This is a genomic window from Pseudomonas sp. B21128 (assembly GCF_044218865.1).
GTDB classification, from domain to species: Bacteria; Pseudomonadota; Gammaproteobacteria; order Pseudomonadales; family Pseudomonadaceae; genus Aquipseudomonas; species Aquipseudomonas iridis.
Window position 1 is genome coordinate 4,046,327 of sequence record NZ_CP162590.1, and the last position, 16,930, is coordinate 4,063,256.

General features: G+C 57.1%; 13 protein-coding genes. 5 read left to right on the forward strand and 8 right to left on the reverse strand.

Going from position 1 to position 16,930, the window contains the following annotated elements; translation table 11 throughout:
* Window positions 1-63: 63 nt before the first annotated feature.
* The 5 genes from AB4P91_RS18095 to AB4P91_RS18115 form a co-directional block, all read right to left on the reverse strand.
* Complete coding sequence (locus AB4P91_RS18095; RefSeq protein ID WP_150598277.1) at window positions 64-1,374, reverse strand: sugar ABC transporter substrate-binding protein; 1,311 nt, start codon at window positions 1,372-1,374, stop codon at window positions 64-66.
* A gap of 258 nt (window positions 1,375-1,632) precedes the next feature.
* Window positions 1,633-2,538: an AraC family transcriptional regulator gene (locus tag AB4P91_RS18100; RefSeq protein WP_150591942.1), complete on the reverse strand. Its 906-nt coding sequence runs from the start codon at window positions 2,536-2,538 to the stop codon at window positions 1,633-1,635.
* An 87-nt stretch (window positions 2,539-2,625) separates the two neighbouring features.
* Window positions 2,626-3,522: a phospholipase gene (locus AB4P91_RS18105; RefSeq protein WP_395603352.1), complete on the reverse strand. Its 897-nt coding sequence runs from the start codon at window positions 3,520-3,522 to the stop codon at window positions 2,626-2,628.
* 114 nt (window positions 3,523-3,636) lie between these two features.
* Window positions 3,637-4,944 carry a glycosyltransferase gene (locus AB4P91_RS18110; RefSeq protein WP_395603353.1) on the reverse strand — a complete coding sequence of 436 codons (1,308 nt, stop codon included), beginning with the start codon at window positions 4,942-4,944 and terminating at the stop codon, window positions 3,637-3,639.
* Window positions 4,945-5,098: 154 nt separating this feature from the next.
* The gene (locus tag AB4P91_RS18115) at window positions 5,099-5,470 is read right to left on the reverse strand and encodes a response regulator (RefSeq protein ID WP_150591939.1); all 372 of its coding nucleotides are present in this window, start codon (window positions 5,468-5,470) and stop codon (window positions 5,099-5,101) included.
* Between the two features lie 264 nt (window positions 5,471-5,734).
* Here AB4P91_RS18115 and AB4P91_RS18120 point away from each other — a divergent pair, with 264 nt between their 5' ends.
* Genes AB4P91_RS18120 through AB4P91_RS18140 form a run of 5 tightly spaced genes read left to right on the forward strand, consistent with a single transcriptional unit; the run spans window position 5,735 to window position 12,282 of the window.
* Window positions 5,735-9,229 (forward strand): response regulator, encoded by a 3,495-nt coding sequence (locus AB4P91_RS18120; RefSeq protein ID WP_395603354.1) that lies wholly within the window; start codon window positions 5,735-5,737, stop codon window positions 9,227-9,229.
* Window positions 9,229-10,062 carry a protein-glutamate O-methyltransferase CheR gene (locus AB4P91_RS18125; protein ID WP_150591937.1) on the forward strand — a complete coding sequence of 278 codons (834 nt, stop codon included), beginning with the start codon at window positions 9,229-9,231 and terminating at the stop codon, window positions 10,060-10,062. The genes AB4P91_RS18120 and AB4P91_RS18125 overlap by 1 nt, the downstream gene beginning before the upstream one ends.
* On the forward strand, window positions 10,059-10,652 hold the full coding sequence (locus tag AB4P91_RS18130; RefSeq protein ID WP_150591936.1) for a chemotaxis protein CheB: 594 nt from the start codon (window positions 10,059-10,061) through the stop codon (window positions 10,650-10,652). Before AB4P91_RS18125 ends, AB4P91_RS18130 begins: the two co-directional genes overlap by 4 nt.
* On the forward strand, window positions 10,646-11,860 hold the full coding sequence (locus AB4P91_RS18135; RefSeq protein ID WP_150596436.1) for a hybrid sensor histidine kinase/response regulator: 1,215 nt from the start codon (window positions 10,646-10,648) through the stop codon (window positions 11,858-11,860). Before AB4P91_RS18130 ends, AB4P91_RS18135 begins: the two co-directional genes overlap by 7 nt.
* A gap of 44 nt (window positions 11,861-11,904) precedes the next feature.
* Window positions 11,905-12,282, forward strand: coding sequence for a response regulator (locus AB4P91_RS18140; RefSeq protein WP_150591934.1), 378 nt, complete (start codon window positions 11,905-11,907; stop codon window positions 12,280-12,282).
* Between the two features lie 104 nt (window positions 12,283-12,386).
* Here the strand turns inward: AB4P91_RS18140 and AB4P91_RS18145 are convergent, their stop codons facing one another.
* The 3 genes from AB4P91_RS18145 to AB4P91_RS18155 all read right to left on the reverse strand — a co-directional run bounded on the left by AB4P91_RS18145 (window position 12,387) and on the right by AB4P91_RS18155 (window position 16,766).
* On the reverse strand, window positions 12,387-14,057 hold the full coding sequence (locus AB4P91_RS18145; RefSeq protein ID WP_150591933.1) for an ATP-binding protein: 1,671 nt from the start codon (window positions 14,055-14,057) through the stop codon (window positions 12,387-12,389).
* Complete coding sequence (locus AB4P91_RS18150) at window positions 14,054-15,553, reverse strand: ATPase domain-containing protein (protein WP_395603355.1); 1,500 nt, start codon at window positions 15,551-15,553, stop codon at window positions 14,054-14,056. The genes AB4P91_RS18145 and AB4P91_RS18150 overlap by 4 nt, the downstream gene beginning before the upstream one ends.
* Window positions 15,554-15,710: 157 nt before the next feature.
* Window positions 15,711-16,766, reverse strand: coding sequence for a tetratricopeptide repeat protein (locus AB4P91_RS18155; protein ID WP_150591931.1), 1,056 nt, complete (start codon window positions 16,764-16,766; stop codon window positions 15,711-15,713).
* Window positions 16,767-16,930 lie beyond the last annotated feature (164 nt).

Sequence of the window (16,930 nt, forward strand, 5' to 3'; positions counted from 1 at the left end):
GAATGTCAGATCGCATTCGCGAGCAAGCTCGCTCCCACAGGAGGCAGGAGCGAGTTCTGCGGGTTACTTCGGATAACCCGCGCGCTTCATCTCGCGTTCAGTGGTCTGCTGCGCTGACGCCAGCGCCTGATCCACCGTGGTCTGGCCGATCAGCGCCGCCGAGAACAGCTTGCCGACCTGAGTGCCCACCGCCTGGAACTCAGGGATGGTTACCAATTGAATACCGATGTACGGCACCGGTTTCAGCGTCGGTTTGCCGGGGTCGGCCGCCTTCAGCGATTCCAGCGCGACCTTGGCAAACGGTGCGGCTTTGATGTAAGCGTCGCTGTACGTGGAGGCGCGGGTGCCCGGCGGTACGTTGGCAATCCCGTCCTTCTCGGCAACCAGTGCGCCGTATTCTTTCGACGTGGCCCAGGCGCTGAAGGTTTTTGCGGCATCCTTGGCCTTGGAGCTGGTCGGAATCGCCAGCGCCCACGAATACAGCCATGCCGAGCCTTTGTCGGTGACTTGATGCGGTGCGAAGGTGAAGCCGACGTGGTCGCTAACCTTGCTCTGGGTCTTGTCGGTGACGAACGAGCCGGCAACGCTGGCATCGACCCAGATGGCGCATTTGCCGCTATTGAACAGCGCAAGGTTTTCGTTGAAACCGTTGCTGGAGGCGCCTGGCGGGCCGGATTTCTTCATGGTGTCGACATAGAAATTCAGCGCGTTTTTCCACTCGGGCCCCGTGAATTCCGGCTTCCACTGCTCATCGAACCAGCGTGCGCCATAGGCATTGGCCACGGTGGTGATCAACGCCATGTTCTCGCCCCAACCGGCCTTGCCGCGCAGGCAGATGCCGTATTGCTCTTTATCTTTGTGGGTGAGTTTTTCCGCAAAACCGGCGATCTGTTCCCAGGTCGGACGCTCTGGCATGGTCAGACCGGCCTCCTTGAACAGGTCGGTGCGGTAATAGGTGATCGAGCTTTCGGCGTAGAACGGCAGGGCGTACAGCGAACCCTTGACCGACAGACCTTCGCGCACCGACGGGAACACATCGTCGAGGGCGTAACTGGCCGGCAGGTCTTTCATCGGTTCAAGCCAACCCTTGGCGCCCCACAGTGCAGCTTCGTACATGCCGATGGTCAACACGTCGAACTGCCCGCCTTGAGTGGCGATGTCGGTGGTCAGGCGCTGGCGCAGGACGTTTTCTTCCAGCACGACCCAATTGAGCTTGATGTCCGGGTGCTCGGTTTCGAACGTTTTCGAGAGCTTCTGCATGCGGATCATGTCGCTGTTGTTGACGGTGGCGATGGTCAGGGTCTGGGCGCCAAGGCTGACGCTGCTGAGGGTCATGCAGGTGAGGGCAAGCAGAGCTTTTGCAGTGGGTTGCATCGTGCACTCCTTTTTCTGCACCCCGGGGGAGGCAGAAGGACGGTTATTGTTTTTGTGTCTTCCCGTGCAGGAAGAATGTGCGCTGATTACAGCCTTCAATCGCCGACCTGACAAATCATCCGTCGCACTTGGATTGATACTTTTTTGCACTGCACTTTGACGGGGGAAACGCAGGGAAGGGGATTGCAGCGGGGGGAGGACAGCGGATACGTACAGGTTTACATCCCGAAAACAGCTCCCACATGGAAATGTGGGACGTCAGCTATGGTTTTGCTCGGTCAGGCGCTGCACCGCCAGACGTCGATAATGCGAAGGCGTCATGCCCTTGAGCTGCTGAAAGCGCCGATTGAAGTTGGAAATATTGTTGAATCCCGACTCGAAACACACATCTGTCACCGGTTTATCCCCATCGGCCAACAGCTCGCAGGATTTGCTGATGCGCAAGCGATTGACGAACTCGATGAAAGTGCGCCCGGTCGCCTGTTTGAATACCCGGCTGAAGTAGGTCGGTGTCATGCCCAGATGCTCGGCGACTTCTTCGAGAGAAATGTCCCGGGCGTAGTGGCTGAAGATGTAATCGACCGCGCGGTTGGTGCGATCGATATTGTGCTCGTCCGCCAGTTGCGGCGTAGTGGCGCCGGACAATAACTGGAAATCATCGCTGGCCGCGAGCAACTCCATGAGGATAAAAAAGTGCCCAAGCCGAGTGATGCCGCTGCTGTCGGCGATTCGTTGCATCAACGTCATGGCTTGGCGAATCGTGCGTTTGCAGCGGAACTCAATGCCGTACTGAGCACGCTCCAACAATGGCGCCAGCGTCTTCAATTCCGCGAACACCTGGTGGCCGCTCTCAAACAATTCATCCGTGAAATTGACCAGCATGTCGCGCTTTTCGACGATTTCGTCTTCGGCCACCTGGCTGATCCAGTTGTGCGGCAGATTGGGCCCGGTGAGGAATAACGATTCGGGGTAGAAGTTGCCGATGTAATCGCCGATGAACACCTTGCCCGAACTGGCAACGATCAGGTGCAGCTCGTATTCCTTGTGGAAATGCCAACGCACCAACGGGCAGGGAAAACCATGCTGGCGGTAGATGATGGACAGCCCGTTATGGTCATCCATCAACTCGTAAGAGGGATCGGTCACGCGTGCGGTTCGGGTCATGGCTGAGCGCTTTTTTTATTATCGCCTGGCGATCATGCCTCTTTCAGGGCAAAAGGTGCCAGCCCGATGCTTCAATAGGCTGGCTGATCAACCCTGGAGCGCTTTCTTGCTCGCCTTCTTGAGATTTGCCAGATAACAGAAATAGACGATTTTGGAGTTTTTAATAAAGTCGAAGTTGATGATGCTGCATTTTTCCGCCCAATCACTTTTTGCAGGGTCGAACCATTCGTCGAGGTCTTTCAGCATTCTGACTGGCCCACCCGCGTCATAGACGGCAGCCGACAGCGACCACGGCGCCCGTTGCCCGGGAGGATTGGCCAGAACTTCAGCGATATAAAGTTTTAAACGCGAGTGAGAGAACGTATCTTCAAAAATCTTTGTACGGTCGCTGCCGGCCCATCGATGCGGGGTTTCCGATGCGAAGATATTTCTATCAAGACTGTTGTTATAAGGTGCAGTGACCAGAACTCGCTGAGGGCGGCTGACTGCCTTTAAATCTCCAAGCGTCAGGTTCATGTTTTCTGGCGGTATGATGTGTTCTCCCAGGTGCTCCTTCATCATGTCGCTGAAGTAGCCGAAGTCAAACTTTTCGTTACCATGTTCGAGTTTGTGAAAGTCCAGGATGATGAACTCGTTAAAGCTTCGTTCGAGAAAAGCTTTAATGTCGCGAACAAGATCAACCAGTGTGCGCGAAGACCACGCTCCGTTATGTACGAAACGAAATTTTTCAAGTCCGCGCGCCTGGGCGTCATAGACCAAACGTACATCAAGTGCCCGAGCGCCGCGATTCAGCTGGCTGTAGAAGGGCACGTCCTGACAAGCGAACCAGTTACGGGTGAATACACTGGAGTAAGAAGCTTCCAGGTCGCAGCCCGCATTGTGCGTGCCGGGCAATGTCATTTCTCTAAGCGATAGATTGTCGCATTCAGGGGTCGCTCTCATCCACTCGTGAGCGGGGAAATCTTTAAAACTACTTGGTGTCATGTTTACATCCTGCTGGCTTAATAAGTTGTTTAAGTTAGCTGCGCAGGATGTATATAACGAATGACAGAGATTTGACTAATGATGATGTTGTTCGAGTTGTGTGTTTGTCGGATCTTAAGTATCGGTGCCTGGCGCAATGTTACGATTCTTTGCCTCAATCCACTGCGCCATGTACTGAGTACTTTTGTGGGAGTGGTGGCGTAGCATGTTTCCGATAAAGTTACTGGCTCTGAGTTGTTTCAGGTTTAGTTGGTAACTGATCAGTTTTTTTATCAATGCCGGGCCATGAACTGAAACAGAGTAACGCTCATTGAGCAATACAGTTCCTGCCTGTTGGCTCGCTTGCCAACGTATCTCATCGGTATACAGTTGAACGGCATTGTTCGCGAAGTCGCTTGCCGTTTGTGTGATTGCTCCGGGCCAAGGGAGATCCCCATGCATGCCTTCGGCGCCGATAGGTGTGGTCACGCCAGGTGTTCCGCAGAGCATGGCGTCAACCAGTTTGCCCTTGATGCCGGCACCGAAACGCAGAGGGGCCAGACAGACCCGCGCTGCCGACATCACCTGCAAAGCATCCTCAGCCCAGTTCATGATGTGAAAACCTTGCGCCGCATTATGCAGCGCAGTGGCTTTGGGTGGGGTGTACGCACCATAGATATGCAGTTGCGCCTGCGGCAGTTGCTGGCGGATCAGCGGCCAGATCGTGGTCTTCATCCAAAGCACGGCATCCCAGTTGGGCGCGTGGCGAAAATTACCGATGCTCAGAAAATGCGCGCGTTCCGCGAACGGGCGAAATGCCGCTGTTGGTGTCTCGATCATCAACGGGCACCAGTGCAACAGTTGTCGCGGCAACCCGAACTGTGACACCAGCAGATCAATCTCGACCTCGGAAATCATCAAGTTCAAGTCACAGCGATACAGCGCAGCGATTTCACGCTTGGCCAGGTCGGTATCGGCCATCAACTCAAACTCTTCGCGCAATGCCGGGGCGAACAAATCGCTGAGGTCATTCTGATCGTCGTTGATTTTCAAACGATCCTTCTGACGTTGATGGCGGGCATGTCGCAGGCTCTGCAGGTCGGATGTTTCCAGAACACGCAGGGCATCTGGACAATGCTTTTCAACCCGCCAGCCGAACTGTTCTTCCATCATGAACTGGTCGAACAACACAATGTCGGGCGCCAGGTTGCTGATAAAGGTATCGAAGCTGCTGTTGTTGAGTTCGATGGGCACCTCGCGGATCCCCAGTGCACACAAATCGGCCTTGTGCTCACCGGGGCCCGCCGGGCTGCTGAAGGTGATGTCCCAGCCTTGGCCCAGGAACGTCTCGAGAATTTGCATCACGTGCCCGCTGGCGGCGGAAGAGCGGGGTTCGGGCCAGACATAACCAATAACGAGAACTTTGGTCGCAGACTGACTCATAACGCGGATTCCTAAACGTACGGTGGGGAAAAAAGCGCGGATTAAAACACAAAACCGGACGGTGTCCGGTTTGTCGATATCAGTTGGAAGGGGTGTCAGGGCAGAGCATTTACGGTGTTACCGGGAGTCTGTGGCCATGGCGGGGACAAGCTGATCAAACGCCTTGATTTGCAAGAATGCCTTTGACCTTGTCGCGCAACTGGTCAATAGAAAAAGGTTTACCGATAACGTGCATGCCATCAGGCACATCGATACTTTCGACGAAACCGCTGGCAAACAGAATCGGCAATACGGGACGCAACTCGCGCGCCTTCCCGGCCAGTTCCTGGCCATTCATCCCGGGTAAACCTACATCCGTCATCATCAGATCAATGTGCCTGGCCTTGTCTTCGAGGATTTTCAGAGCCTGTTCGCTGCCATCCGCCTCCAGCACTTCAAATTCCAGTTCCTCCAGCACATCGACGATCAGCATACGCACGATGTCGTCGTCTTCGACTACAAGAATGATGGAATCAGTGGTGGACATGATAAAGGCTCTCAAGGATGAAATTCGGGCGCGCCGGTCGATCAAAAATGCCGGGCTCTTGCATGAGTAAGTGGCGCATAGCCACAAGTTCCCGTTTTGATACAAAAAAGATTAGCAGCTGCGAGGCGTGCAAGGATAACTGTTGGCACGCATCCAGGCGCAGGCAAATGTAGGAATTTACTGCCAAAGTTGTCAGAAAAATGGATCCACGGCGGTGTTTTGGGGCAAACTCTCGGGTTTTCAACAGTTCGACAAGGCTGCCCCATGTCCTCTCCGTCTTCGGTTGATGAGCAACGCTTTCGCAAACTCCTGAGTCGCAACGTCAGTCTGCCACTGGGCGTCGGCGTGCTCAGCGCGGTGTTCTTCGTGTCGCTGATCACTTACCTGCTATCGGTCATCCAGTGGGTTGAACACACTGACCGGGTGATCAATAACGCCAACGAAGCGGTGAAACTGACCGTGGATCTGGAAACCGGCATGCGCGGTTACCTGCTCAGCGGCGATGAGCACTTCCTCGATCCGTACGAAACCGCCAAGCCGCGAATCGCCGTGGCGCTCAATACGTTGCTTGAGTTGACCGGCGACAACCCAGTGCAAACCGATCATTTACGCCGCCTGCAAGCCTTGCAGACCGAATGGGCGACCTACGCGCAATCGATGATCGATTTACAGCGCAGCAGCGGTGATTACCGTGGCGCGGTCAAGGCCGGGCGCGGCAAGCGCCTGACGGACGAGATTCGCAAGCAGTTCGAAGACGTGATCGACATGGAGCAGCAGTTGCGCGCCTCGCGTAATGAAGAGGTGCGCCGCACTACAATCTGGAGCATCACCCTTTATTTGATTTTCGTTGCGGGTATCAGCGGGTTGCTGGCCTACATTGGTCGTCGCGATCTGGTCAATTTGTCGGAAAGCTACGGTGCCACGCTGGCAGCGCAGCAGGCCAGCGCCGAACGCCTGGAGCGCCAGGCCTGGCTGCGCAACGGCCAGACCGAACTGGCCGAGCAGGTGCTGGGGCAGCTGACACTGAATCTGTTGGGACGCAACATTCTGCAGTTCTGCGCTCAATATCTCGGCAGCGCGGTGGCTGCTCTTTATGTTCGCGAAGAACACGGTGACCTGAAGCGGGTCGCCACCTATGGTTTCTCGCGGGAACAGGAAGAGCAGGGGCAGGCGATTCACAGCGCTGAAGGCATCGTCGGCCAAGTGGTGCAGCAGGCGCGTCTGGTGCGGCTGGATTCGGTACCATTCGATTATTTCAAGGTCAGCTCGGCGCTTGGCGAAGGTCTGCCGCACAGCGTACTGGTGGTGCCGACCACCGAAGACGACCGGGTCAACGGCGTGATCGAACTCGGCTTCCTGCGTCCACTCAATGACCGCGACATCGAGTTGCTGGAGCTGATCGCCAGCAATATCGGCACCTCTATCGAGGCGGCCCGCTATCGCCAGCGCCTGCAAGAAGTGTTGGCCGAAACCCAACAACTCAACGAAGAGTTGCAGGTGCAGCAAGAAGAGCTGAAAACCGCCAACGAAGAGCTGGAAGAGCAGTCGCGGATTCTCAAGGAGTCCCAGGCGCATCTGGAAACCCAGCAAGTGGAGCTTGAGCAGACCAACGAGCAACTGGCTGAACAGGCCCAGACACTTGCAGAACAACGCGACGCCATGGACTTGAAAAACACCGAGCTGAACCACGCACAGGTGCAACTGGAAGAGCGCGCCGAAGAGTTGCAGCGTTCGAGCAAGTACAAGTCCGAGTTCCTCGCCAATATGTCTCACGAACTGCGCACGCCGCTGAACAGTTCGCTGATTCTCGCCAAGTTGCTCGCGGAAAATCCGCAAGACAACCTCAGCGCCGAACAGGTCAAGTTTGCCGAGTCGATCTATTCCGCCGGCAACGATCTACTCAACTTGATCAACGATATCCTCGACATTTCCAAGGTCGAGGCGGGCAAGCTGGAAGTCTTGCCGGAAAACACCCACGTCGCGCGGCTGGCGGACGGTTTGCGGGGTGTCTTTGAACCGATCGCGGCGGATAAGAAGCTGGCGTTCCGTGTCGAAGTGCAACCTGGCGCTCCGACGATGATGTTCACTGACCGCCAGCGCCTTGAGCAAGTGATCAAAAACCTGCTGTCCAACGCCATCAAGTTCACCGAGCGAGGCTCGGTCAGCCTGACGATTGCCAGTCAGCCCGATGAGCGCATTGCCTTCATCGTCCAGGATTCGGGGATCGGCATTGCCACGGATCAGCAGGAAAGCATCTTCGAAGCCTTCCGTCAGGCCGATGGCACGACTAATCGCAAGTACGGCGGCACCGGGCTGGGGTTATCGATTTCCCGGGACCTGGCAATGTTGCTCGGCGGCTCTATCAGTGTCAGCAGCACGCCGGGGCAGGGCAGTGTGTTCACCCTGGTATTGCCGTTGCAGTACAGCGAGCCGGGCGATACGGCGTTCACGCCGCTGAGCTTTACTCCACCCGCGGCAGTGACGCACGTTGCCGCGCCAGCGGCACCGGTTACATCACTTGCACCGGTCAACATCCCGCGCTTCGCCGATGACCGCGACAAAGGGCCGTTTGCCACCCGCTGCATTCTGGTGGTCGAGGACGAGCCGAATTTCGCTCACATCCTTTACGATCTGGCGCATGAGTTGGGTTATCAGTGCCTGGTCGCCCATGGCGCGGACGAAGGCTACGATCTGGCGCGCGATTTCTTGCCGGATGCGATCCTGCTTGATATGCGTCTGCCAGACCACTCCGGTCTGACCGTGCTGCAGCGTTTGAAAGAGCGCGCCGAAACCCGTCACATCCCGGTCCACGTGATCTCGGTGGAGGATCGTGTCGAAGCGGCCATGCACATGGGCGCCATCGGTTACGCGGTCAAGCCGACCACTCGCGAAGAGCTCAAGGACGTGTTTGCCCGTCTCGAAGCCAAACTGACGCAAAAGGTAAAACGTGTGCTGCTGGTCGAGGACGATGACCTGCAGCGCGAAAGCATTGCGCGGCTGATTGGCGATGAAGACATCGAAATCACCGCCGTGGGCCTGGCTCAAGAGGCTCTGGATCTGCTGCGCACGACGATCTTTGACTGCATGGTGATCGACCTGAAGCTGCCGGACATGCTCGGCAACGAGCTGCTCAAGCGCATGTCCACCGAAGACATCTGTTCGTTCCCTCCGGTGATTGTGTACACCGGGCGCAACCTGACCCGCGACGAAGAGGCCGAGCTGCGCAAGTATTCGCGCTCGATCATCATCAAGGGGGCGCGCTCGCCGGAACGTTTGCTTGATGAGGTCACACTCTTTCTGCACAAAGTCGAATCGCAGTTGTCCCATGAACGGCAGAAGATGCTCAAGACCGCGCGCAGCCGCGACAAGGTCTTCGAGGGTCGCAAAGTGCTGCTGGTGGACGACGATGTACGCAACATCTTCGCCCTGACCAGCGCGCTGGAGACCAAAGGCGCAGTCGTGGTGATCGGCCGGAACGGTCGTGAGGCGATTGAAAAACTCAATGAAGTCGAGGACATCGATCTGGTGCTGATGGACGTGATGATGCCGGAAATGGATGGTTTCGAAGCCACCATTGAGATCCGCAAGGATCCGCGCTGGCGCAAACTGCCCATTATTGCGGTGACGGCCAAGGCCATGAAGGACGATCAGGAGCGCTGCCTGCAAGCGGGCGCCAACGATTATCTGGCCAAGCCTATCGACCTGGATCGCCTGTTCTCGCTGATTCGTGTGTGGTTACCGAAGATGGAACGCATTTAGTGGACGGCAATCACTCATTAGAGCGAAACAGTGAAATCGAATTGCGGCTGTTGATTGAGGCGATCTACCTCAAGTACAGCTACGATTTTCGCGATTACTCCGGCGCTTCGATCAAGCGTCGGGTGCAGCACGCCTTGAGCCAGTTCGAGTGCGCGACCATCTCGGCGTTGCAGGAAAAAGTCCTGCATGACCCGACAGCGTTCATGCAGTTGCTGCAATTGCTGACGATTCCGGTCAGCGAGATGTTCCGTGATCCGTCGCACTTCCTCGCCATCCGCAAAGAGGTGGTGCCGCTGCTGCGCACCTACCCGTCGATCAAGATCTGGATTGCCGGGTGCAGCACCGGGGAGGAGGTCTATTCGATGGCGATTCTGCTGCGCGAAGAGGGCCTGCTCGATCGCACGATCATCTACGCGACCGACATCAACCCGCGTTCGCTGGACAAGGCCAAGCAGGGTATTTTCTCGATGGAAAATGTCCGGGCCTACACCGCCAATTATCAGCAGGCCGGTGGCCAGTGTTCATTTTCCGATTACTACACGGCGGCTTATGGTTACGCGATTTTCGACAAGAGCCTGTGCGAAAACGTGACGTTCGCCGATCACAGCCTGGCCACTGACAGTGTGTTCTCCGAAACTCAATTGATTTCTTGCCGCAATGTGCTGATCTACTTCAACAAGAAGCTTCAGGACAGGGCGTTCGGGCTGTTCCATGAATCGCTTTGTCATCGCGGTTTTCTTGTACTGGGCAGCAAGGAGACGCTGGATTTTTCCAGCTATGCGAACCAGTTCGAGCCGCTGGTAAAGCAAGAACGGATCTACCGCAAAAAATGAACGATACGGCGGATTTGCCTCGAATCGAGGCTATTGTTGTCGGTGCTTCCGCTGGTGGCGTCGAGGCATTGATCAAGCTGCTTGGCCCGTTGCGCCAGGGTTTTGTGTTGCCGATCATCATCGTGTTGCACTTGCCGGAAGAGCGTCGCAGCCAGTTGGCTGAAGTGTTCGCCCGACGTCTGCAGCTGCCGGTCGAAGAAGCCACGGACAAGCAGGATATCCAGGCCGGCACGGTGTATTTCGCCACGCCCGGTTATCACTTGTCGGTGGAGCAGGATCGCAGTTTGTCCTTGAGCCTTGAGGATCGCCTTCATCATTCGCGGCCATCAATTGACTATCTGTTCGAGTCTGCTGCCGACGTCTACGGACCGAAGCTGGCCGCTGTGTTGTTGACCGGCGCCAATCACGATGGCGCGCGCGGACTGGCGCAGGTCAAACGTTGCGGCGGGTTGACCATCGTCCAGGCGCCCGACGACGCCCAGGTCGCCACCATGCCTCTGGCAGCGCTGAAAATTCAGCAGCCGGATCATGTCTTACCCATTCACGGCATCGGCCGTCTGCTAGTCGAGCTGGAACAAATCGCATGCTGAGTAATATTCAGGCAAAACTGCTGATCGTCGACGATCTGCCCGAGAACCTGCTGGCTCTCGAAGCGCTGATCAAACGCGAAGACCGCACCGTCTATAAGGCGTTGTCGGCTGACGAGGCGTTGTCGCTGTTGCTGCAACACGAGTTCGCCATGGCCATTCTCGACGTGCAGATGCCCGGCATGAACGGCTTCGAACTGGCGGAGTTGATGCGCGGCACAGAGAAAACCAAGAACATCCCGATCATTTTCGTCAGCGCCGCTGGCCGTGAACTGAACTACGCGTTCAAGGGCTACGAAAGCGGCGCGGTGGATTTTCTGCACAAACCGCTGGATATCCACGCGGTGAAGAGCAAGGTCAACGTGTTCGTCGATCTGTATCGCCAGAGCAAGGCCATGAAGCAACAGGTCGAAGCGCTGGAGCAGGCCCGGCGGGAGCAGGAAGCGCTGCTGCAACAATTGCAGAGCACCCAGTCGGAGCTTGAACAAGCGGTGCGGATGCGCGATGACTTCATGTCAATCGTCGCCCACGAAGTGCGCACGCCACTCAATGGCCTGATACTCGAAACTCAATTGCGCAAGATGCACCTGGCGCGGGACAACGCCGCGGCGTTCACCCTCGACAAGATGCACGCTATGGTCGATCGCGATGAGCGGCAGATCAAAAGCCTGATCCGCTTGATCGAGGACATGCTCGACGTGTCGCGGATTCGCACCGGCAAGCTGTCGATCCGGCCGAATTCGTTCGACCTTGTGCAGTTGGTGAGCAATCTGCTGCAAAACTTTGCGGCGCAAATCGAAGCGGCGGAAACCACTGTCAGTTTTGAAGCGGACATGCCGGTAAAAGGATGCTGGGATGAGTTCCGCATCGAGCAGGTGATTTCCAATCTGCTGACCAACGCCTTGCGTTACGGCGGCAGAAGTCCGATTCAGGTCCGCGTCTATCGCCAGGGCAACGAAGCTCGGGTGGAGGTTCAGGACCACGGAATCGGCATCAGCGCCGAGAATCAGAAACGTATTTTTCAACAGTTCGAACGGGTTTCCGCCAAGACGGTAGTGGCCGGTCTCGGGTTGGGTCTGTTCATTTCCGAGCAGATCGTCGCCGCCCATGGCGGTTCCATCGTCGTCGAGAGTCAAATCAACGAGGGCGCCCTGTTTCGCGTTTGTCTGCCGATCGAGGAAAACGGCAAATCCGACGCAACCTCTGAGTGACCGCACGGTCGTATCAGCAGCTATTGACCGAACATAGGCTTCCCATGAGCGTAGATGCACAAGATGTAGTACTCGTCGTCGAGGACGAACCGGTTATCTTGATGATTTTGACGGATTACCTGTCGGGGCACGGCTATCGTGTCTTGCAGGCCGAAAACGGTGAGCAGGCGTTCGAAATCCTCGCGAGCAAGCCACATCTGGACATGTTGATTACGGACTTCCGTTTACCCGGTGGCATCTCCGGTGTACAAATCGCCGAGCCCGCCGTGAAGCTGCGACCCGACCTCAAGGTGATTTTCATCAGCGGTTATCCGCAGGAAATCCGCGAGACCGGTAGCCCGATCACGCTCAAGGCGCCGATCCTGGAAAAGCCCTTTGATCTGGACGCGTTGCAGGAAAAGATTCAGGAACTGTTGGCCTGAGCCTGATCGCCCTCACGTAGGAGCTGCTGCAGGCTGCGATCTTTTGACGTGTGTAAGGTCAGAAGATCGCAGCCTAAGGCGGCTCCTGCAGTTTTTCTGAGGCTTCAGCTTTTGATCATCTCGCGCACCTTGGCGGTCAACAGATCAAAGGTGAACGGCTTGGTGATCATCTGCATTCCCGAGTCCAGGAAGCCGCCGCGCACCGCCGCATGCTCGGCGTACCCGGTGATGAACAAAATCTTCAGCTCCGGCCGGTATTGCCGGCCAATCTCAGCCAGCTGCCGACCATTCATGCCCGGCAGGCCGACGTCGCTGATCAGCAGATCGATGCGCTGCGTTGAATTGAGAATCGGCACTGCGCCGTCGGCATCTCCAGCCTCCAGAAACGCATAACCCAACTCACCGAGCACCGCGCTGACCAGCACGCGTACGGCCGGGTCGTCTTCGACGATCAGTACGGTTTCGCCGTCTATTGCGTGCGGCGATTGCTGGATGTCGGTCGCGGGTTGCTCAAGTTCTTCGCCACGGTAGCGCGGCAGGTAAAGTCTGACGGTCGTGCCCTGATCGACTTCGCTGTCGATCGACACGTGGCCGCGAGACTGCTTGCTGAAGCCGTAAATCATCGACAGCCCCAGGCCTGTGCCCTGACCGATCGGCTTGGTGGTGAAAAATGGATCGAACGCGCGACTGATCACGCTTTGTGGCATGCCGCAGCCGTTGTCGGTAACGCTTAGCATCACATAATCGCCGGGCTCAAGATTGGGGTAAGCCACCGTGAATTCACGATGCAGGACCTGATTACTCGTCTCGACTACCAATTTGCCGCCCTCGGGCATGGCATCGCGGGCGTTGATGACCAGGTTGAGCAGGGCGCTTTCCAGTTGATTGGGGTCCGCCTCGGCCACCCAGAGTTTTTCGTCCAGCCGCATTTCAAATTGAATGCTTTCGTTGAGACTGCGCTGTAGCAACTCGCCCATCGACAGCACCAGGCTATTCATTTGCACGGCTTTGGAGTCGAGCGATTGCCGGCGAGAAAAAGCCAGCAGGCGATGAGTCAGGCTGGCAGCCCGATTGGCCGAGGTCACGCCCAGGTCGATCAGGCTGTCGAGGTCTTCTGTGCGCCCTCGGGCCAGGCGCCGACGAAGTAATTCAAGGCTGCCGATAATGCCGGTGAGCATGTTGTTGAAGTCGTGAGCGATACCGCCTGTGAGCTGACCGACTGCTTCCATTTTTTGCGATTGACGCAATGCTTCTTCGTTGTGCCGCAGCTGCGCGGTACGTTCTTCGACTTGCTGTTCGAGGGTTTCCAGCGTCGATTGCAGGCGTCGTTCGCTTTCACTCAGATCAATCAGACGGTCACGGGCTTCGTACTGTCGTCGCCGGCCGCGAAGAGCTGCGGACACCAGGCTGATCAGAGTCGCTGGATGGAACGGCCGCTCAAGGAACGTTACGTTGCCTAACTGATCGCTGAGTCGAGAGGAGGGGCCCTGTTCCTGTCCGCCGTGATGGGTGAGCAAAATGGTCGGCAGATCCGACCATGCGGGTTGCTCTTCCAGGTGCAGAAACAACGTTTCCAGCTCCGGGCCGCGCAACGCTTCGGCAGCGATCAGCAACAGTCCGGCACCGGCTTCCAATTGCGCACACAGTTCGGCGAGATTCGGTGTGATCAAGCCGTCGTACCCGGCCTCGTTGAGAATCATCAGCGCAATTTGGCTGTCGCGACCCACGGGCGCCAGAATCAGCGCCCGTTCGGCCAGCGGCACCGAGCCAGTCATAAGCGTTCCTGCAACAGCGGTTTTTTCTCACCGAGGTAAGTCGGGACACCACGAAGTACACCCTGAAAGGCTTCCAGCGGTTCGCCGATGACCATGCCTTGCGTCGAAATAAGGTATTCGCGGATCGTCGATTCGTGACTACCGGTGCGCTTCTTGATGATGGAAATAGCGCGGCGCACCTTGCCGATGGCCTCGAAGTAGCGCAACAGAATCACCGTGTCGGCCAGGTACGTGATATCCACCGGTGCTTGCATGTCGCCGACCAAGCCGTGCTGGGCGACTGTCATGAACGTCGCTGCACCTTTGCGGTTCAGATACAGCAGCAATTCGTGCATGTGCAACACCAAGGCTTTTTCTTCAGGCATTGCCGCCTGATAGCCGTTGATGCTGTCGATCACCACGGTTTTGATCTGGCCCTCGTCAACGCAGCGACGTACGCGATGGGAGAACTCCCCCGGAGACAACTCGGCCGCGTCGACTTGTTCGATCATCAGGTTGCCGGTGGCGCGCAGGGCTTTGAGGTCGATACCGATGTTTTTCATCCGCTCGTAAAGCAGTTCCAGCTCTTCGTCAAAGATGAATAGCGCCGCCTTTTCCCCGCGGGCTACAGCGGCGGCGGCGAAGATCATCGAGATCAGCGATTTGCCCGTACCCGCCGGGCCCAGAATCAGCGTGCTGGAGCCGGTTTCAATGCCGCCACCGAGCAGAGCGTCCATTTCCGGGATGCTGCTGGACAATTGCTGGCGTGGATAGTCGCCGCGGTGTTCGGCTGCGACCAGTCGTGGGAACACATGCACGCCATCGCCCATGATGGTGAAGTCGTGATAACCGCCGCGGTACTTTTGGCCACGGTACTTCACTACCCGTACTCGGCGACGCTCGGCGCCATAGTTGGGGGTGATTTCTTCCAGTCGAATCACGCCGTGGGCCACGCTGTGTACGGTTTTGTCGAGAGACTCGGTGGTCAAGTCGTCGAGCAGCAGAACCGTCGCGTTATAACGCACGAAGTAGTGCTTGATTGCCAGAATCTGTCGGCGGTAGCGCAAGGAGCTTTGTGCGAGCAGACGGATCTCTGAAAGGCTGTCGAGGACAACGCGGGTCGGCTTGAAGCGTTCGACCGCTTCGAATATCTGCTTGGTGGCTTCGCCCAATTCCAGATCGGAGGAGTACAGCAAACTCTGCTGGTGCTCTGCATTAAGCAGGCTTTCCGGGGGCGTCAGCTCGAAGATCTTGATGTTTTCGTCTAGCTCCCAGCCGTGCGACAGCGCACCTTGGCGCAGTTCATGCTCGGTTTCCGAGAGTGTGATGTACAACGAGCGCTCGCCGGCTTTCGCGCCAGCTATTAGAAAATGCAGCGCGGCAGTGGTTTTGCCGGTGCCAGGCTCACCCTCCAGCAAAAATACGTGACCGCGAGACAAGCCTCCGGCGAGGATGTCATCCAGGCCTTCAATGCCGGTGGCGGCTTTTGCACTGATCAACTCGTTAGATGTAGACAAAAAATGCCCTCTCATGACTAGGGGAAGCGAGGCAGCCGTCTAGTGTGGACTGCCTGTTTACTTGACCCGTAGCCGTGATGGCAGTTCCGCTTTTTCTTTCATGATGGCTGGAAATTCTCTGTGGTGAGCGAATTTATCCCCTCACCACAGGACGATGTCAAAGCCCCTGCTGTATTGCCGGATCGTCGGGATTCAACTGTTCAAGCTGGGCGAGCAGAATCTGCACATTCTGCAATTGTCCGCTTTCTTTCCAGTAGTTGATCAGTAGCACCCGCGCCTTGCGATCGGCCGGGTGACGCTGGACGATTTCCTGCAGTTGCTTTTGCGCCGCTTCCAGTTCTTCTGCGCCGTGAAGAGTGGTGGCGAGGTCGTAGCGGTAATCTTTGTTATCCGGCTCCAACTCAACCGCTTTGGACAAACCGAGCAGGGCATATTCACGCTGACCATGGTGCAGCAACCACAGCCCCAGGGCATGTTGCAGATAGGCGGAGTCAGGCTGGGCTTTAAGCTTTTGCGCGAGCAACTGTCGCGCGGCGTCGGCCTGCCCCTGGCGGTCGAGCACATCGATCTGCATCACCAGCGCCGGTAAATTGCCGGGGTCCAGGCGCAGCGTATTCTCCAATGCGAGCTGTGCCTCTTTGAACTCTGCGTTATGGAGATGGAGACGCGCCAGTTGCTCATAAGAAGCGGCGCTCGGCGGTAGATCCCTGAGTGTTTGCTCCCAGCCGTCGATGGCCTGCTGCAACGCTGCAAAATACAGCCCGAGTTCATCCGGGGTCAGGCCGAGCAGGGCATTGATCGCGGCAAACCGGACAGTCGGTTCCTCATCATCAAGCATCGGCCCCAGCAACAGGCTGCGCTGCCCGCCCGGCACGAGTCCAACCACACTTTTGATGGCTGCCACCCGCACCTCGGGCGCTTCGTGCTGCAGGTCAGCGTCGGCGAGTTTCAACGCCTGTGGGCTCGGGTAATTGGGCAGCTCGCCGTGCAGCCAGACGCGGCGCTTGACCGACAGGTCCGGCCGGCCCAATTGCTGATACAGCTGACGCGCCGCCCCCGGTTCGCCGGTTCGGGCAGCGCCCAGCGCTTCGCTGTAGCCATGCTTGATCGCGTCCGGAATCACCGGCGTGGTGCTGCGCAGGGCTAGCCACGCCACGACGACAATAAGCACGAGGCCAAGGCAGATAAGCAGATAGCGGCGAGACTGAGGCATGCGGGTTTCCGAAAACAGACGTACTTGAGCAGAGCGGCAAGCTTCGGTCAGCTCGGGCCGTGAGTCAAACCCGAGCATGCGAAACGTAACGCGATCCCCTGTAGGCGCTGCGGAACGCATTTCAAATGGAGGAGCAACTTTGGCCTCTCCTGCAATTTGGGGCA

Coding starts and splice junctions, on each gene's coding strand:
- AB4P91_RS18140 (WP_150591934.1), top strand. CDS start 11,905: ATGAGCGTAGATGCACAAGATGTAGTACTCGTCGTCGAGGACGAACCG.
- AB4P91_RS18110 (WP_395603353.1), bottom strand. CDS start 4,944: ATGAGTCAGTCTGCGACCAAAGTTCTCGTTATTGGTTATGTCTGGCCC.
- AB4P91_RS18120 (WP_395603354.1), top strand. CDS start 5,735: ATGTCCTCTCCGTCTTCGGTTGATGAGCAACGCTTTCGCAAACTCCTG.
- AB4P91_RS18095 (WP_150598277.1), bottom strand. CDS start 1,374: ATGCAACCCACTGCAAAAGCTCTGCTTGCCCTCACCTGCATGACCCTC.
- AB4P91_RS18100 (WP_150591942.1), bottom strand. CDS start 2,538: ATGACCCGAACCGCACGCGTGACCGATCCCTCTTACGAGTTGATGGAT.
- AB4P91_RS18115 (WP_150591939.1), bottom strand. CDS start 5,470: ATGTCCACCACTGATTCCATCATTCTTGTAGTCGAAGACGACGACATC.
- AB4P91_RS18135 (WP_150596436.1), top strand. CDS start 10,646: ATGCTGAGTAATATTCAGGCAAAACTGCTGATCGTCGACGATCTGCCC.
- AB4P91_RS18130 (WP_150591936.1), top strand. CDS start 10,059: ATGAACGATACGGCGGATTTGCCTCGAATCGAGGCTATTGTTGTCGGT.
- AB4P91_RS18155 (WP_150591931.1), bottom strand. CDS start 16,766: ATGCCTCAGTCTCGCCGCTATCTGCTTATCTGCCTTGGCCTCGTGCTT.
- AB4P91_RS18145 (WP_150591933.1), bottom strand. CDS start 14,057: ATGACTGGCTCGGTGCCGCTGGCCGAACGGGCGCTGATTCTGGCGCCC.
- AB4P91_RS18105 (WP_395603352.1), bottom strand. CDS start 3,522: ATGACACCAAGTAGTTTTAAAGATTTCCCCGCTCACGAGTGGATGAGA.